The following is a 16,454-nucleotide window of genomic DNA, read 5'->3' as shown; positions in this document are numbered from 1 at the left end:
TGATTCGATGGGTGCATGAGTCGGAAACCGGGTGTCCAGACCCCGCGGAGCGCGCTGCGTGCGCGACTCGTCGCGGCCCCCGACCCGACGGACCGGCCCCGGCACTGGCCACCGTCGGTGGCGCAGGTGATCGACCCGCCCACGAGTCGGCCGGCGGACGAGGAGCAGGCGTGGCGCCCGGTGCGGGTGCACGGCGGACCCGGGAGCGGAAAGACCGCGCTGATCGTCGACGCCGCGGTCGCCCGCCTGCTCGACCCCGCCACCGATCCGGAGTCGGTCCTCGTCCTGGCGTCGAGCAGGCGCGCCGCCGTCGCGCTCCGGGAGGAGATCACCCGGCGCGTCCTGTCCGCGGGGTCGAGCGGTCGCCGGGTGCTCGGCGGTGCGCTGCGCGAGCCGCTGGTGCGGACCGTGCACTCCTACGCCTTCGCGATCCTCCGCTTACAGGCGCAGGCCCACAACAATCCGCCGCCGCGCCTCATCACGGGGTCCGAACAGGACGTCGTCCTGCGTGAACTGCTCGCCGGTGACATCGAGGACGGCGCCGGGTACTGGCCTGCCCACCTACGGCCCGCGCTGGGCACCGACGGGTTCGCCCAGGCGTTGCGCGACCTGATGATGCGCGCCGCCGAACGCGGGGTGGGTCCGGAAGAGCTTGCTGCGCTGGGGCGTACGCACAAACGACCGGAGTGGGCCGCGGCCGCCCGGGCCTACGCGCAGTACGAGCAGAACATGCTGCTGCGCGGGGCGGTCGGGCTCGAGACCCCGGGGGCCTCGGCGCCCGCGGTCGACGCGGCCGAATTGATCGGGTCGGCCCTGTCGGCCTTCGCCACCGATCCCGACCTGCTGAGCGGCGAGCGTCGTCGTATCCGACATCTGCTGGTCGATGACGCGCAGCATCTCGACCCGCAGGCGGCGCAGCTCATCACGCTGGTCGGCACCGGAACCCTCTCGACGATCATCGCCGCCGACACCGACCAGTCCGTGTTCGGATTCCGGGGTGCGAGTCCGCGATTCGCGGACGGGCTGGCCGAACCGGGCAGCCCGCTCGACATCCTGCTGGAACACGATCACCGCGCCCGGCCCGAGCTGTCCCGCCTCGGGCGCGCGATCGCCGCCCGGCTGCCCGGCGCTCGCCCGCACCCGTATCCCGACCCGGTGACGGATTCGGCCGACGCCGACCCGGGCGCGGCCGATGGGGGAGGCGCGGCCGCGGTGCGCGTGTACGGGTCTGCCGCGAAAGAGGCCACCGCCATCGCCGACCTCCTGCGGCGTGCGCATCTGTTCGACGGGGTCCCGTGGTCGCAGATGGCGGTCGTCGTCCGGTCGGTGTCCCTGGCCCTGCCGCCGCTCCGACGCGCCTTCCGGTCCGCGGGCGTACCCCTGACGACGCCCGCGAGCGACCTCCCCCTGCATCGGCAACGAGCCGTCATCGGACTGATGCTGGTGCTGCGCGCCGTCGCCGCGCGGGCGGCCGCGGGAGCAGATGCCGACCTGCCCGACACCACCGACCCGGAGACCACCGACCTGTTCACCAGCGAGCTCTTCAGCACCGAGGACACGCTCACGTTGCTGTCCGGTCCGATCGGGGCGGCCGACCCGGGTTCGATGCGCCGTCTCCGACGCGGTGTGCGGCGTCTCGACGATGCCGACGACCCAGCGGGACAACCGGATTCGCTCACGTCGCTGACCCGCGCCATCCTCGACCCCGAGGTCGGTGCGCGCTATCGCCGACGGCTCACCGAGACCGAGGCGGCGCCGCTGGCTCGCGTGCTGGACGTCGTCGGTGCGGCCCAGCGGGTGCATGACGCGCGCCGCGGGATCGAGGAGACCCTGTGGGCGGCGTGGCAGGCCACGGGACTCGAGCGGCGGTGGGCGGCATCGGCGGTCCGCGGCGGCCCGGCCGGTGAACAGGCCGACCGCGACCTCGACGCGGTCATGGCGATGTTCGAATCCGCCGCGGATTTCACCGACACGCTGCCCGCGGCCGGGCCCGCCGGATTCGTGCACTACCTGTCCCAGTTGCAGATCCCGCGCGACAGCCGAACAGCCACCGCCGCAGCCGAGTCGGTGACCGTGCTGTCCGCGCACGCCGCGGTGGGGCGGGAATGGGAGGTCGTCGCCGTCGCCGGGGTCCAGGACGGACTGTGGCCGTCGCTGCGCAGCCGGGGTGGCGTTCTCGCCACCGGGCAACTCGTCGACCTCCTCGACGGTATGGCCGCCGACGCCGTGGACACCGTCGCCCGTGGGGCGACGGCACTCGCCGACGAGCGTCGGCTCTTCCTCGTCGCCTGCACCAGGGCGCGCAGCCGGCTGCTCGTGACCGCGGTCGAGGACGGCAGCGGAGACGCCTCGCCGTCGCGGTTCATCACCGAACTCGCGGATCTGGTGGGGGAGACCGACGATCCGGCCGAATCGGCCCGCGCCGAGGTCCGGCTCGATCCCGGCGTCGACCGGGTGCTCTCGTTGCCGTCCCTCGTCGCGACACTGCGGTCGGCGGTGATCGCCGGCGTCGACGAACCCGATGCACCCCGGACGAAGGCCGCGGCGCGACTGCTCGCCGAGCTCGCCGACTCCGACATCCCGGGTGCGCACCCGCGCGACTGGTTCGGGCTCGCCGCACCCAGCACCGACGACCCGCTGTGGACGCCGGAGTCGGGGGCGCTGACGCTCTCACCGTCGAATGTCGATGCACTGACCCGCTGTTCGCTGCGGTGGGTGCTCGAACGCAACGGCGGACGCGACGGCGACGGCACTCCCGCGCTGACCGGCAGTCTCGTGCACACGCTCGTCCAGGCGGTCGCCGGCCAGCTCGACCCGGCCGAGGTGACGGCGGCGCTGCGCGGCATCTGGGAACGCGTCGACACCGGGGCGGGCTGGTACTCGGCTCGCGAACTCGAACGGGCTGAGGGCATGCTCGGGCACTTCCGGGAGTGGCTGCGCATCTCGCGTGCCGATCTCGAGGAGGTGGGCGTCGAATTGCCGATCGACGCAACCATTCCCGCGGCGACCGGGCCGGATTCCGATGAGCCCGCGGTCCGTCTGCGCGGACGTGTCGACCGTCTCGAGACCGATGGCGCCGGCCGGCCGGTCGTCGTCGACGTGAAGACCTCGAAGAACCCCATCACCAAGGCCGACGCCGACGAGCACGCGCAGATGGCGGCCTATCAGGTGGCGCTGGCGCACGGCGGGGTGCCCCAGTTCGGCGACGTTGCGCCGGGCGGCGCCCGACTCGTCTACGTGTCGACCGCGAAACGCAATTCCGGTGCGGCCGAGCGTGTTCAGTCGCCGCTCACGCCGGAGTTGCTGGACGAGTGGATCGGGGTGGTGCGTCGCGCGGCCCGGGCGAGTATCGGTCCGACGTACAGCGCGACGCCCAACCCGGGCTGTGTGCACTGCAACCTCACCACCAGCTGTCCGGCCCAGATCCCGGGGAAGGCGGTGACCGATGACTGACCTGCAGGATCGGACCGAACGGCCGATGGTCGGGGCGAAGTCGCTGGCCGCGGCGCTGGGTCTGCCCGACCCCACGCCCGAGCAGGTGGCGGTGATCGAGGCACCCATGGAGCCGATGCTCGTCGTCGCCGGAGCCGGGGCCGGCAAGACCGAGACGATGGCCTCACGCGTGGTGTGGCTGGTGGCCAACCAGCTCGTGGCCCCCGACGAGATCCTCGGGCTCACCTTCACGCGCAAGGCCGCGAGCGAACTCGGCGCCCGCATCCGGCGTCGGCTCTCGATGCTCGCCGGGTCGCCGGCGCTGCGGAACTGGGATCCCGACGGCGCGTTGGCCGCCCGCCTGCGCGGCGCCGACCCCGAGGTGAGCACCTATCACGCCTACGCCGGCCGGCTGATCGCCGACTACGGGCTGCTGCTGCCGGTGGAACCGTCGTCGACGCTGCTCACCGAGACCGAGCTCTGGCAGCTCGCGTTCTCCCTCGTCTCCGCGTGGCCGGGCGAGCTGAACACCAAGAAGGTGCCGGCGAGTGTCACCGAGGCGGTGCTCAAGCTGTACGGCGAGATGTCCGAGCACCTCGTCGACATCGCCGACCTCGCGCAAGCGGGTTCGACGCTGTACGAGCTCGTCGACACCCTGCCGAAGGGCCCCAAGCAGCGCGACAAACCGACCCAGGCGCTGCTGAAGGTCCAGGAGGTCATCGACGAACGTCGCGAGCTGATCCCGATGGTCATCGCGCTGGGCGAGACGATGCGCGCCCAGTCCGCGCTCGACTTCGGCAGCCAGATGTCGCTGGCGGCACGGCTGGTGGTGTCCAATTCCGAGGTCGTGACCGCCGAGCGCACCGCCTTCCGCGCGGTTCTCCTCGACGAGTACCAGGACACCGGCCACTCGCAACGGGTGTTGCTGTCGACCCTGTTCGGCGGGCACGGCCGCGCGCCGGTCGCGGTCACCGCGGTCGGCGACCCCATCCAGTCCATCTACGGGTGGCGTGGCGCCTCGGCGGCCAACCTGCCGCGGTTCGCGCGCGACTTCCCACGACCCGACGGGACCCCGGCCCGGCGCCTCGAACTGCTCACCAGCTGGCGCAACTCGGCCCAGGGGTTGCGGTTGGCCAATCAGATCTCCGAGGAGCTCCGACGCCGCGGTATCCCGGTCAGTGTGCTCCGGCCGCGTCCCGATGCCCCGCACGGAACGGCGTCGATCGCCCTGACCGAAACGGTTCTGGACGAACGGAACTGGATCGCCGACGCCATCGAGGAACGCTACCGGGCGGCCGAGGCCGCAGACGTGGCGCCGCCGACGACTGCGATCCTGGTGCGCCGCAACGAGGATTCGGCGCCGCTGGCCGCCGAGCTCGAGAGTCGGGGCATCCCCACCGAGGTGGTCGGCATCGGCGGGCTGCTGCACGTCCCGGAGATCGAGGACATCGTCGCGACCCTGCGCGTGATGGCCGACCCGATGGCCGGGACCGCGGTCATGCGTCTGCTCACCGGGGCCCGCTGGCGGCTCGGCGCCAAGGACCTCGCCGCGCTGTGGCGTCGGGCCACCAACCTGGCGGCGGAGAGTTTCGCCGAGGCGGGCGGGGTGGTCACCAGCAGGGAAGCGCTCGACGCCGCACTCGACGCGGTGCTGCCCACCGAGATCGTCGACCGGGCGGGCATCGCCGACGCCGTCGTCGACCCGGGCGAACCCACCGACTACAGCCCCGAGGGTTACGCCCGCATCCGGGCGTTCGGGGCGCAGTTGGAGTCACTGCGCCGTCGCATCGGACAACCACTGCCCGAACTCGTCGCCGACGTGGAGAACACGATCGGGGTCGGCGTCGAGGCGCAGATCCGGGCGCGCCGCATGCGGGGTGCGATCACCGGCCGCGAACATCTCGACGCCTTCGCCGACTACGTCAGTCATTACGCCGATCGTCCGGGAGCGAATCTGCCTGGGCTGCTCGCCTTCCTGGATGCTGCCGAGACCATCGAGAAGGGTCTCGAACCGGGCCGCATCGAGGTGGCCGAACAGCGGGTGCAGATCCTCACCGTGCACGCGGCCAAGGGCCTCGAATGGGATGTCGTCGCGATCCCGCACCTGGCGAAGGGGATCTTCCCCAGCGCCAAGGCCGACACCACATGGTTGGGCAGTGCGCGCGAACTCCCGGCGGACCTGCGCGGCGATCTGGCCATCCCGGCCGAGGCGGCCGACGGTGCGCCGGAGGGGTTCCCGATCCTGAAGATCGACACCGTCGCCGACCGCAAGCAACTCGAGGACGCCCTGACCGACCACAAGGCCGCGATCGGCGAACGGCGACTCGAGGAGGATCGCCGGCTGCTCTATGTGGCGCTCACCCGCGCCCGGCACGACCTGCTGATCTCGGCGCACCACTGGTCGGAGACCGGCGACAAACCCCGCGGCGGTTCGGATTTCTTCGACGAGTTGATGACCGGCATCGATGAGGCGATCGCCGACCCGAGCGTCGACTCGACCGGTCTGTCGATCGCGGTGCGTACGCCACCGCCCGAACCGGACAGCCCGAATCCGTTGGCCGAACGTGCGATCGCGGCGCCCTGGCCGCGCGATCCGCTCGCCGGCCGCCGCGACTCGGTACAGCGGGCGGCCGATCTGGTCGCCGACGCCATCGCCACCCGCGCGGCGCCCGCGCTGTTCGACACACCTGTTGTCCAGTCCGGCTCAGCCGACGCCGAGACCCCCACGGCGCCACCGACCGACCCCGCGGACGAGATCGGGGCGTGGGAGGCCGAGGTGACGGCCCTGCTCGCCGAGCACCATCAGGCCAACCAGGCGCTCGTCGAGGTGTCGTTGCCGACCCATCTGTCCGTCAGCCAGCTGGTCGAACTCGACGCCGACGAGGCCGAGTTCGCTCGCCGGCTCCGCCGGCCCACCCCGTTCCGGCCCAACCCGATGGCCCGGCGCGGCACCGCGTTCCACGCCTGGGTGGAACGCTGGTTCGGGGCGACACGGCTCCTCGACATCGACGAACTGCCCGGCGCCGCCGACGCGACCGCGAGTCCGGACGCCGATCTCGAGGAACTGCGGGCCGCGTTCCTCTCCTCACCCTGGGCGAATCGCAGCCCGACCGAGGTGGAGGTGCCCTTCGAGACCGTCATCGGCGGGATCGTCGTGCGCGGACGGATCGACGCAGTCTTCGCCGAGAAGGACGGTTCGTGGACGGTCGTGGACTGGAAGACCGGTGTGATCCCCGAACCCGCCCGCCGGGAATCACTCTTCATCCAGCTCGCCGCGTACCGCCTGGCGTGGGCGCAGCTGGCCGGGGTGGAGCCGACCAATGTCCGCGCCGCGTTCCACTATGTGCGCGACGGGCACACCCTGGAGGCCGACGACCTGCCCGACGAGGCGACCCTCGCCGCGAAGCTGGCCCGCTGAGCGCGCCGGTGCCCCGGGACAGCTCCCGCCACATGCCTTGTGATGCCCCGAGGTGGGCTACATTGCAGCGTGTGAGCGAACTCGACGTGCGCGTGCGTGCCGGTGGCTAACCGTCTGCGCCGACGCTTCGGCGGTACCGAGCTGGCCAACCGGCCCGACCACGCACTGGTCGGCGTCGTCCGTATCCCAGAACTCCAGCAGAGCCCGAGCCGGGCGATCGGTCGGCGCGTCTTCTGGGCGACCCTGGCACTGCTGTTCACCTCGGTCGTGGTCTGGCTGGATCGCGCCGGCTATCGCGATGCCCAGGACAACGAGCTGTCGTACCTGGATGCGCTCTACTACTCCGCGGTGACCCTCTCCACAACCGGCTACGGCGACATCACGCCGATCACCCCGTTCGCCCGTTTCATCAACCTTGTCATCATCACGCCGTTGCGCGTGCTGTTCCTGATCGTGCTGATCGGTACCACCCTCGAGGTGCTCACCGAACGGTCGCGCCAGGCGCTCAAGATCCAGCGTTGGAGGAATACCGTGCGCAATCACACCGTGGTCATCGGCTACGGCACCAAGGGCCGCACCGCGGTGGACGCCATGCGGGGCGACGGCATCAAGCCCTCCGAGATCGTCGTCGTCGACGCGGACGCCACCGTGCTCGAGGCAGCCGCCTCCGACGGGCTGGTCACCGTGCGCGGCGACGCCACCAAGTCGGATGTGCTCCGCCTCGCCGGTGTCGCGCACGCCGCCAGCATCGTCGTCGCCACCAGCCGCGACGACACCGCGGTCCTCGCCACGCTCACCGCCCGCGAACTCAATCCACGGGCGAAGATCGTCGCGTCGATCCGGGAGTCGGAGAACACCCACCTGATGCGCCAGTCCGGCGCCAACTCGGTGGTGGTGTCGTCGGAGACCGCCGGCCGCCTCCTCGGGATCGCGACGATGACCCCGTCGGTGGTCGAGGTGATCGAGGACCTCCTCACCCCGGACGCCGGCTATGCCATCGCCGAACGCGAGGTCGACCCGACCGAGACCGGCGGATCGCCCGCGCACACCCGCGACATCGTCCTGGGTGTCGTGCGGAACGGTGTGCTGCACCGCGTCGACGACAGCGAGGTCGAACAGATCGAGGTCGGTGACCGGCTGCTGTACGTCCGCACCAACCCCAACGACGACTGATCGTTCCGTGATCGAGAAAGGCCGTGTCACCGTGCATTTCGACATGCCCCAGCCGCCGCTGCTGTCGCGGGCGGTGTTCGACCGGGCGGACGCGATCCGCGACGACGCCGAGCGGATGGCCGCCGGCTGGCCGACGGCCAAGGTGCTGTTGATCGACGCGGCCGGCCGCTACCCGGTCACCGATTCCGGTGCGCTGCACTGGGTTGCGGCTCCGACCGTGGCCGAGGCGCCGCCCGGGGATGCGGTGATCCTCGGCTTCGACGGGTCGGGCGGCGCCGGTGGAGCCGACCTGTGGACGCGCCGGGTGGACCACATCGACGGACCGACCGATGACGCCCGACGCGGTGCGACGCGACTGTCCGCCGACGAGGCGGGGCTCCTCGCGACCGCCCTGGGAATCCTGAACTGGCATGCGACCGCGAGTCATTCACCGGTCGACGGTTCCGTCACCCGGCCGGCCCGCGGTGGTTGGGTCCGGCGCAGTGTGGATTCCGGCCGCGACGAGTTCCCGCGGACCGACCCGGCGATCATCACCGTCGTCCACGACGGCGCCGATCGCATCCTGCTCGGCCGCCAGTCGGTGTGGCCGCAGGGTTGGTATTCGACGCTGGCCGGCTTCGTCGAGCCGGGGGAGTCGCTCGAACAGTGCGTCCTGCGCGAGGTGTACGAAGAGGTCGGGATCGTGGTGCGGGAACCGCGCTACCTCGGCAGTCAGCCGTGGCCGTTCCCGCGGTCGCTGATGCTGGGATTCGCCGCACTCGGCGACCCGGCCGACGAGTTGGCGTTCCTCGACGGCGAGATCGGCGATGCGCAGTGGTTCCATCGCGACGAGGTCCGGGCGGCGCTGGCCCGGGGCGACGGCTGGTCCCGCGCCGAGGCGCCGGGTTCCGACGACGCCGACCGTCTGCGCCTCCCCGGATCGATCTCCATCGCTCGTTCGATGATCGAGGCCTGGGCGGCCTCTGCCCCCTGAGGTGCGAGGAGCGCAAGCGACGAGCCTCGAAGGGCCCGGTGAGCCGACCCCGAAACGGTGTCAGACGCCCAGCTTGGCCTTCACGTCGGCGATCGACGGGTTGGTGGCGGTGGTGCCGTCGGCATAGAGGACGGTCGGGACGACATGGTTGCCGCCGTTCACGCTGCCCACGAACTCGGCGGCGTCCGGGTTCAGCTCGATGTCGATCTCCTGCCAGCTGATACCGCTGCTCTTGAGGCCGCGCTTGAGGCGCGCGCAGAAGCCGCACCACGACGTGGTGTACATGGTCAGCTCACCGGAGTCGGAGGTGCGGGCGCCAGCCTCGTCGTCGATCACGTTGCTCATGGGTCCCATAACACCATGTCCGGGCCTGCTGTTCCCGTCCGCGTTGTTCGCCTGCCGGCGGCGTCGGTGGTTGGTGACATAGTGGACGCCGTGCCTCATCCGACTTCTGCCGCGAAACCCGAGTCCCCGCGTCGTGCTGCGGTGTCGGCGAGTGGCGGCGCGGTCGAGGGACTCGATCCCGAGCAGAGCGCCGCAGTCCTGGCGCCGCGCGGACCGGTGTGCGTGCTGGCCGGGGCGGGCACGGGCAAGACCCGGACCATCACCAGGCGCATCGCCCACCTCGTCGACACCGGCCAGGTCAATCCCGGCCAGGTCCTGGCGGTCACCTTCACCGCCCGCGCCGCCGGCGAGATGCGCACCCGCCTGCGCAGTCTCGGTGTCGGCGGTTCGGGGGGCAGCGTCGCGGCCCAGACCTTCCACGCGGCCGCCATGCGTCAGCTGCGGTACTTCTGGCCGCGTGCCTTCGGTGACGCCCGGTGGGAGCTCCTGGACAACAAGTTCCCGCTCATCTCGCGGGCGGCTCGCCGCTCCGGCCTCGACACCTCGACCGACACGCTGCGAGACCTGTCGTCGGAGATCGAGTGGGCCAAGGCCTCGCTGATCTCACCGGAGAACTACGTCGAGGCGGTCGGCCGACTCGGCCGCGAGTCCCCGGCACCGCCGCCGAAGGTCGCGGCCGTGTACGGGCACTACGAAGACGCCAAGGTCTCGCCCGACGGGGACCGGTTGCTCGATTTCGACGACATGCTCATCTACATGACCCAGATCCTCACCGTCGAACCGGGCGCCGCGGACGAATTCCGTTCGCGGTACCGGTGTTTCGTCGTCGACGAGTACCAGGACGTGACGCCGGTGCAGCAGGGTCTGCTGGACGCCTGGCTCGGGGAACGCGACGACCTGACGGTCGTCGGTGACGCCAACCAGACCATCTACACGTTCACCGGTGCCTCGCCGAACCATCTCTTGGATTTCAGTCGCCGGTTCCCGGAGGCCACGGTCGTCCGTCTCGAGCGCGACTACCGGTCCACCCCGCAGGTCGTCGATCTGGCGAACCGCGTCATCGGTGCCGCCCGGGGGCGCATCGCGGGAACCCGCCTGCAGCTCATCGGACAGCGCCCGCCCGGGCCGGCGCCGCAGTTCGCCGAGTACGACGACGAGCCCGCCGCCGCGACGGCGATCGCCATCGAGATCAAACACCTCATCAGATCGGGGGTCGCGCCCGCCGAGATCGCGATCCTGTACCGCGTCAACGCACAGTCCGAGAACTACGAGCAGGCCCTGACCGAGGCCGGCATCCCGTACCAGGTGCGCGGCGGCGAGGCGTTCTTCGCGCGCACCGAGGTCCGGCAGGCCATGCGGCAACTCGCGACGGTCGCTGGCCGCGAGGTCAGACCCGACGTGGAGCTCCTCGACGTCGTGCGAGCGGCGCTGGGCGAGCTGGGTCTCAGCGAGGAGCAGCCGTCCGGTGCGCAGGCGCGAAGCCGGTGGGAATCACTGAAAGCGCTGGTCCAGCTGACCGAGGACATGGTCGCCGAGAACCCGGAACTGACGCTGCCGCAACTGTCGGCCGAACTCGCCGCCCGCGCCGAGGCGCGCCATCCCCCGACGGTGCAGGGCGTGACGTTGTCGTCGCTGCACGCGGCCAAGGGACTCGAGTGGGATGCGGTGTTCCTCGTCGGACTCACCGACGGGTCGCTGCCCATCAGCCAGGCGATCAAGGGCTCCTGGGAAGAGGTCGAGGAGGAGCGGCGACTGTTCTATGTCGGAGTGACGCGTGCCCGCGAGCACCTGCACCTGTCGTGGGCCCTGGCCCGCAACGAGGGCGGCCGTGCCCGGCGTCGCTCGCGGTTCCTCGCCGACCTCGTGCCCGACGACTCGCCCGCGTCGCCGATCGCGAAGGAGCGCGCGCCCCGCCGCGGACCGACATGCCGGGTCTGCGGTTCCCGGTTGATGGATTCGACCGCGACGCTGCTCGGTCGCTGCGCCGGGTGCCCGTCGGATCTGGACGAAGGACTGCTGGTCTCGCTCAAGGAGTGGCGTCGCGAGCGGGCCCAGGAGAAAAAGGTGCCGGCCTTCGTCGTCTTCTCCGACAAGACGCTCACCGCGATCGCCGAGCAACGACCGACCGATACCGCTGCGCTGGTGGCGATCTCGGGAATCGGGGCGAAGAAGGTCGACGAGTACGGCGCCGACATCATCGAACTCGTCAAAACCGCAGGTCAAAAATAGGTTGTGCGGGTTTCGGCCCAGCGTCTACTCTGAGTCCCGTCAGTACGGGGATGGGTTGTGTGCGTCCGTCACACCAGCCCGCCACAGTCACCGACGACCGACACGAACGCGGAAAGCCACGAGACCAGAAGGGAGTGGATCAGTGAACGGAATCACCGTGAGCCAGGCCGGCATCTGCCAGTCTGCGGCGAACCTGAGAGCAGCCGACACGCATGCGCCGAAATTGCATGCGCTGAAGCCGAATCAGCCCGCCATCGCGCGTACCGGTCGCACCCGCTCCTGGATGCCGGTCGCCCGAGCGTGCACGAGCTTTGCACGCCCGGTCGCCGTTCCGCCGGCGGTTCTGCACCTGGCAGCCGAAGCGCGCGTCGCGCGAATCGCACCGCCCGCAGCAGCAGTAGCACCCGCGCCGCGTCGGTTCCCCGTTCTGTTCCGAAGTTCCCGGAGTTAGATCTCCGAGACATTCCGGGCCACGGGCGAATCGCAGAGGCGACACCCGTGGCCCTCTTTTTCTGTCACCGAATCTCCACCCCGATCCAGGGGTCTCGGACACAGAGCCACATCGAGGACTCGGGTTCAACACCCCAAACGAGCAGATGTGGAGAAACCAATGACTGTCGAATGCGTCCTCGAGTCCTGTATGTCGGCGGACCGCGCAGCGACCGCCCGGCTCGACCTGCCCTGCCAGGTCGCCGACGCAGATCTGTGGTTCGCCGAAGACCCCCGTGACCTCGAGCGTGCCAAGGCCATGTGCGCCGAATGCCCGTTGCGGGCCCAGTGCCTGCAGGCCGCACTCGATCGATCCGAGCCCTGGGGGGTCTGGGGAGGCGAGATCTTCGAGCGCGGAGCCGTCATCGCACGCAAGCGTCCCCGCGGTCGCCCGCGTAAGAACGTTGCCTGACAACAACACCGACGCCGCGAGCAGAAATGCTCGCGGCGTCGGTGTCGTGTCTGCGGGGTGGGGTCAGTCGCCAAGGCCGGGGACCCACTCCTCCATGATGGCCCGGTACGGGGCATGCGCCTCGAGCTGCGAGGCGATGCCGACGCAGCCCCCGAGCACGCGGAAGACCATCACGAAACGCTTGGGCACGTTCAGGTTTCGTGACGTCTTGTACACCTCGCCGCGAACATCGGTGGCCTTGCCCGCGGCCCGCTGCATCCACTTCCGGGTGAAGTGGAACGACTCGCTGTAGAGCGGATCGACGTAGGGACGCAGGTAGGCCTCGAGGTCGGCACTCGTCACCTTGTTCGCGTGGGACGGGCGGATGAACTCGGCGGAGATCATGAGTTCTTTGAGTTCGTCGTACTTCTTGTCCCGCGCCAGACGGAGAATCGGTCCGGTCTCGGGCGGGAGGCCTTCCGGATAGTGGCCGACCGCACCGAAGTCGAGTACGCCGAACCGCCCGTCGGTGGCCCGGAAGAAATTGCCCGGATGCGGATCGCCGTGGAGGAGTCCGACCCGGTACGGCGAGCTGACCTCGAATTCGGCCATCTTCGCGGCGGCGTCGTCGCGGGTCTGCTGGTCCCCGGTCGTGATGATCTTCGACAGCGGGACGCCGTCGACCCACTCCGAGACGACGACCTTGGGTGCACTCGCGACGACCTTGGGGATGAGGAAGTCGGGATGGCCGTCGTAGGCCTTGGCGAAGGCGCGCTGATTGTCGGCCTCGCCGAGGTAATCGAGCTCGGCCTCGGTCCGGTCGATGAGTTCGTCCATCATCGCCTTGACGTCGGTGCCGGGGGACAGGCGCTGCAGGAGTCCGGACATGCGGGACAGGGTCTTCAGATCGGCCTTCAATGCGTGGTCGGCCCCGGGGTACTGGACCTTGACCGCGACCTCACGGCCGTCGGACCAGATTCCCTTGTGTACCTGTCCGATCGACGCCGATGCCGCGGGCTCGTCGGAGAATTCCCGGAAACGCTCGCGCCACCGGGTGCCGAGCTGCTGGTCGAGCACCTTGTGGACCTTCGCGGCCGGCATGGGCGGGGCGTCGGCCTGCAACTTGGTGAGCGCTTCGCGGAACGGCTCGCCGAACTCGTCGGGGATCGCGGCTTCCATGATCGAGAGCGCCTGCCCGACCTTCATGGCGCCGCCCTTGAGTTCGCCGAGAACGGCGAACAGTTGTTCGGCGGACTTCTCCAGGAGCTCCTGGTTGACCTCGTCCTTGTCCCTGCCGACCATGCGCTTGCCGAAACCGGCAGCAGCCCGCCCGGCCATACCGATCGGAAGAGAGGCCAGTTTCGCGTTGCGGCGACCCTGTCCTTTGGTGATGTCGGTCATAGCATCCTTTCCGCGTCACACAATAGACGACCTGGCTTGCTGATCCGGTGCGGGACGACAATCGCAGGCCGGGTGCGGCGACCATTGTTTGATGTCCAGCCGCGTCGGGTCATCTCGGAACTCCAACACATGGTCGAGCAGCTGCGGATCGGGTCGCGGCTCCACATGCGGCCGGTCGCGTACGGCCTCCACCAATTGCTCGATCTGCGAGTGGGCCATCGCGGCGGTCATCGCCACCACGGCCGGGCTCGCCTGACCCGACGTCCGGATCAGCTGGACGGCCAGGGCCGGCCAGTCCGGGTCCGCGTCGGACCGGTGACGGTCCGCGCACATGAGGCAACTCGACAGTCCGGGGAGCACCAGCGGGCCGACGATGCCTACCCCGTCGCGGACCCGGACCAGCAGATGGGGGATCCGGGCCCGGGTCAGTGCGAACACCACCCGCGGATCGTGGACGACGAAGTCGGTCAGGATCACCAGGTCGGTGTCGACGGCATCGAGCGTCCCGTCGGGTAGCCGCCGCATCGTCCGTCGAGCTGACAAACCCATGCCGCGCAACGAGTTCGACAGCTGTTCGCTGATCGGTCCCTGGCCATGGATCAGGATGTGGAACTCCGCGGCCGTGGGCGGGCGGTCGACAACCGCTCGGCCGGCCGACACCAGACTGCTCAGGACCAGATCGAGGTCGTCGTCGTGGAGGCCGGCCCGTCGGGCGCGGCGAGCGAAGGTGTCCGCCGTGCACGGGTCCTCCAACGATCGAAGCAGCCCGGCGACGGAATACGCCGACACCGAGGCGTCGAAGTCGAGGAGCAGGCTGTCGGCCGGATCGATGCCCACGCGGACCGAGTTGCCCGGCTGGACGATGACGGGCGTCCCCGGGAGCAGCCGCGGGACCGCGGGCGGAACAGCGCAGGGGGACACCGAGATGGCGCTGGAACTCGTCCGGGCTGGCGACATGCGGCAACTCTGCCAGCCGAACGCCGTCGCGGGCGCTCGGCGAGCAGGTTATCCACAACATGGCGTGTTCCACCGGTGGTGTGGATTCCTACGATCCGCCTCGTGTCGAGTCGTCGTCGTCGTCGCTCCGGGACTCGTCGGTGGCGTCGCGTGCCTTCTCCTCGGCGATGGTCTTCTCGAGCTGTGCGATCGGGTCGTCGAGATCGTCGCCGCCCAGGAGCCGGTCGATGAAACCCGCAGGGTTGTCGAGGTCATCGGCATCCGGCAGCAGATCAGGGTGCGCCCACACGCCGTCCCTGGTCGCGACGTCGGTGGCCTCCAGCGCGCGGCGCCACAGCTCCGACGCCTCGCGGACCTTGCGGGGCCGAAGCTCGAGACCGACGAGGGTTGCGAATGTCTGCTCGGCCGGCCCGCCCGACGCGCGCCGGCGTCGCATGGTCTCGGTGAGGGCCCCGGTACTCGGGATCCGGTCGCCGAGCGCTCGGGTCACGACCTGCTCTACCCAGCCCTCGATCAGGGCGAGGAGGGTCTCGAGACGGCCGAGCGCCGCTTTCTGCTCAGGTGTCGTGGTCGGCTCGAACGACGTCGACGAACTGATGATCTCCTCGAGTTTCGAAGGGTCGGAGAGCAATTGGGTTGGGTCGATCCCGGCGGTGGCGTCGGTGATACCGCTGAAATCGATACTGATGCCGCGGGCGTATTCCTCGACGGTGGTCAGCAACCGCTGACGCAGCCAGCCGACGTGGGTGAACAGGCGCACATGGGCGGCCTCGCGCGCGGCGAGGAAGACGATGATCTCCTGCGCCGGCTGCTCCAGACCCTCGGCGAACTTGGCGATCGCCTCGGGGAGCAGGACGGCGATCCCCTCGGGCGCCAGCGGCAGCCCGACGTCGGTCGACGTCAGCACCTCCTTGGCGAGCTGACCGAGCCCCTGGCCGAGCTGGGTGCCGAACGCCATGCCGCTCATCTGGGTCAGCATCCCGATCATCGGGCCGGCGAACTGGGCCGCCTCGGCGGGGAGGTTGTCCTGCCAAGTTCGGGCCAGCTGCTCTGCGACCGGGTCGCACAGACCCTTCCACGTGTCCATCGACTCCTCGAGCCATTGGACCGGTGTCCACGCCACCGTCTGGGTGACGCCGCTGGGAAAATTCGTCGCGTCGTCGAGCCAGACGTCGGCGAGCCGTACCGCGTCGGCCGAGGCCGAGATCTCCTTCTCGAGGATCGGGGTGAACGAACCGATCTGCTGGCGGGCGAGATTGGTCGCGACCGAGTAGTTCACCGGACCGTTTCCGCCGCCCGCCATGCCCGCGCCCATACCGCTGAACATGTTGCCCAGTTGCGAGAACATCTGGCCGATCATGTTGGGATCGAACTTCGAGGGGTCGAAGTCGCCGCCGGGACCGCCTCCGAACCCCTGCCCGCCCCCGAATCCGAACGGGTTGGCCCCGCCGAACGGGTTGCCACCGGGATTGTCGCCCGGCTTGTTCTTGTCACCGCTGTTCTTGTCGCGGTCGTCATCGCCGTCACCGGACGACGAGAAGCCGAAGGGCAGATCACTCATAAGTTCCACCGTACCGCCCGGTGAGGCCCGCAAACGGCGACGACTGTTCGCCCTGCGCGTAGCCGGCTCATGGTCGCCGGCGCAG

Annotated in this window: 10 protein-coding genes; 6 read left to right on the top strand and 4 right to left on the bottom strand. The window is 70.0% G+C overall.

The annotated features are described in order from the left end of the window. The first annotated feature begins 15 nt into the window (after nt 1-15). From LEL84_RS08265 to nudC, 4 genes are all read left to right on the top strand, one after another. On the top strand, nt 16-3,453 hold the full coding sequence (locus LEL84_RS08265) for an ATP-dependent helicase (RefSeq protein ID WP_226513771.1): 3,438 nt from the start codon (nt 16-18) through the stop codon (nt 3,451-3,453). Continuing rightward, nucleotides 3,446-6,850, top strand: a complete 3,405-nt coding sequence (locus tag LEL84_RS08260) for an ATP-dependent helicase (protein WP_226513770.1) — start codon at nt 3,446-3,448, stop codon at nt 6,848-6,850. The genes LEL84_RS08265 and LEL84_RS08260 overlap by 8 nt, the downstream gene beginning before the upstream one ends. A 102-nt stretch (nt 6,851-6,952) precedes the next feature. Then, entirely contained in the window at nt 6,953-8,023 is a 1,071-nt protein-coding gene (locus LEL84_RS08255; RefSeq protein ID WP_058252009.1) for a potassium channel family protein, read from the top strand. A gap of 43 nt (nt 8,024-8,066) precedes the next feature. Continuing rightward, a complete protein-coding gene (gene nudC / locus LEL84_RS08250) occupies nt 8,067-8,996 on the top strand; it encodes an NAD(+) diphosphatase (protein ID WP_413466973.1) in 930 nt (309 codons plus the stop codon). Between the two features lie 60 nt (nt 8,997-9,056). Here nudC and LEL84_RS08245 read toward each other — a convergent pair whose 3' ends face one another. Continuing rightward, nucleotides 9,057-9,341, bottom strand: coding sequence for a mycoredoxin (locus LEL84_RS08245; protein ID WP_058251890.1), 285 nt, complete (start codon nt 9,339-9,341; stop codon nt 9,057-9,059). An 81-nt stretch (nt 9,342-9,422) separates the two neighbouring features. On the opposite strand from LEL84_RS08245, the gene LEL84_RS08240 reads away from it, so the two are divergent. Next, on the top strand, nt 9,423-11,570 hold the full coding sequence (locus LEL84_RS08240) for an ATP-dependent helicase (RefSeq protein WP_226514268.1): 2,148 nt from the start codon (nt 9,423-9,425) through the stop codon (nt 11,568-11,570). 610 nt (nt 11,571-12,180) lie between these two features. Continuing rightward, on the top strand, nt 12,181-12,471 hold the full coding sequence (locus LEL84_RS08235) for a WhiB family transcriptional regulator (RefSeq protein WP_058251888.1): 291 nt from the start codon (nt 12,181-12,183) through the stop codon (nt 12,469-12,471). A gap of 63 nt (nt 12,472-12,534) precedes the next feature. Here LEL84_RS08235 and LEL84_RS08230 read toward each other — a convergent pair whose 3' ends face one another. The 3 genes from LEL84_RS08230 to LEL84_RS08220 form a co-directional block, all read right to left on the bottom strand. Next, nucleotides 12,535-13,851, bottom strand: coding sequence for an ABC1 kinase family protein (locus tag LEL84_RS08230; protein WP_058251887.1), 1,317 nt, complete (start codon nt 13,849-13,851; stop codon nt 12,535-12,537). Between the two features lie 15 nt (nt 13,852-13,866). Further along, nucleotides 13,867-14,808, bottom strand: a complete 942-nt coding sequence (locus tag LEL84_RS08225; protein WP_226513769.1) for a hypothetical protein — start codon at nt 14,806-14,808, stop codon at nt 13,867-13,869. An 88-nt stretch (nt 14,809-14,896) separates the two neighbouring features. After that, nucleotides 14,897-16,369, bottom strand: a complete 1,473-nt coding sequence (locus tag LEL84_RS08220; protein ID WP_226513768.1) for a zinc-dependent metalloprotease — start codon at nt 16,367-16,369, stop codon at nt 14,897-14,899. Nucleotides 16,370-16,454: the final 85 nt, after the last annotated feature.

Source organism: Gordonia sp. WA4-43 (assembly GCF_020520305.1).
Classification (GTDB): domain Bacteria; phylum Actinomycetota; class Actinomycetes; order Mycobacteriales; family Mycobacteriaceae; genus Gordonia; species Gordonia hongkongensis.
This window is presented reverse-complemented; position numbering and strand designations above follow the sequence as displayed.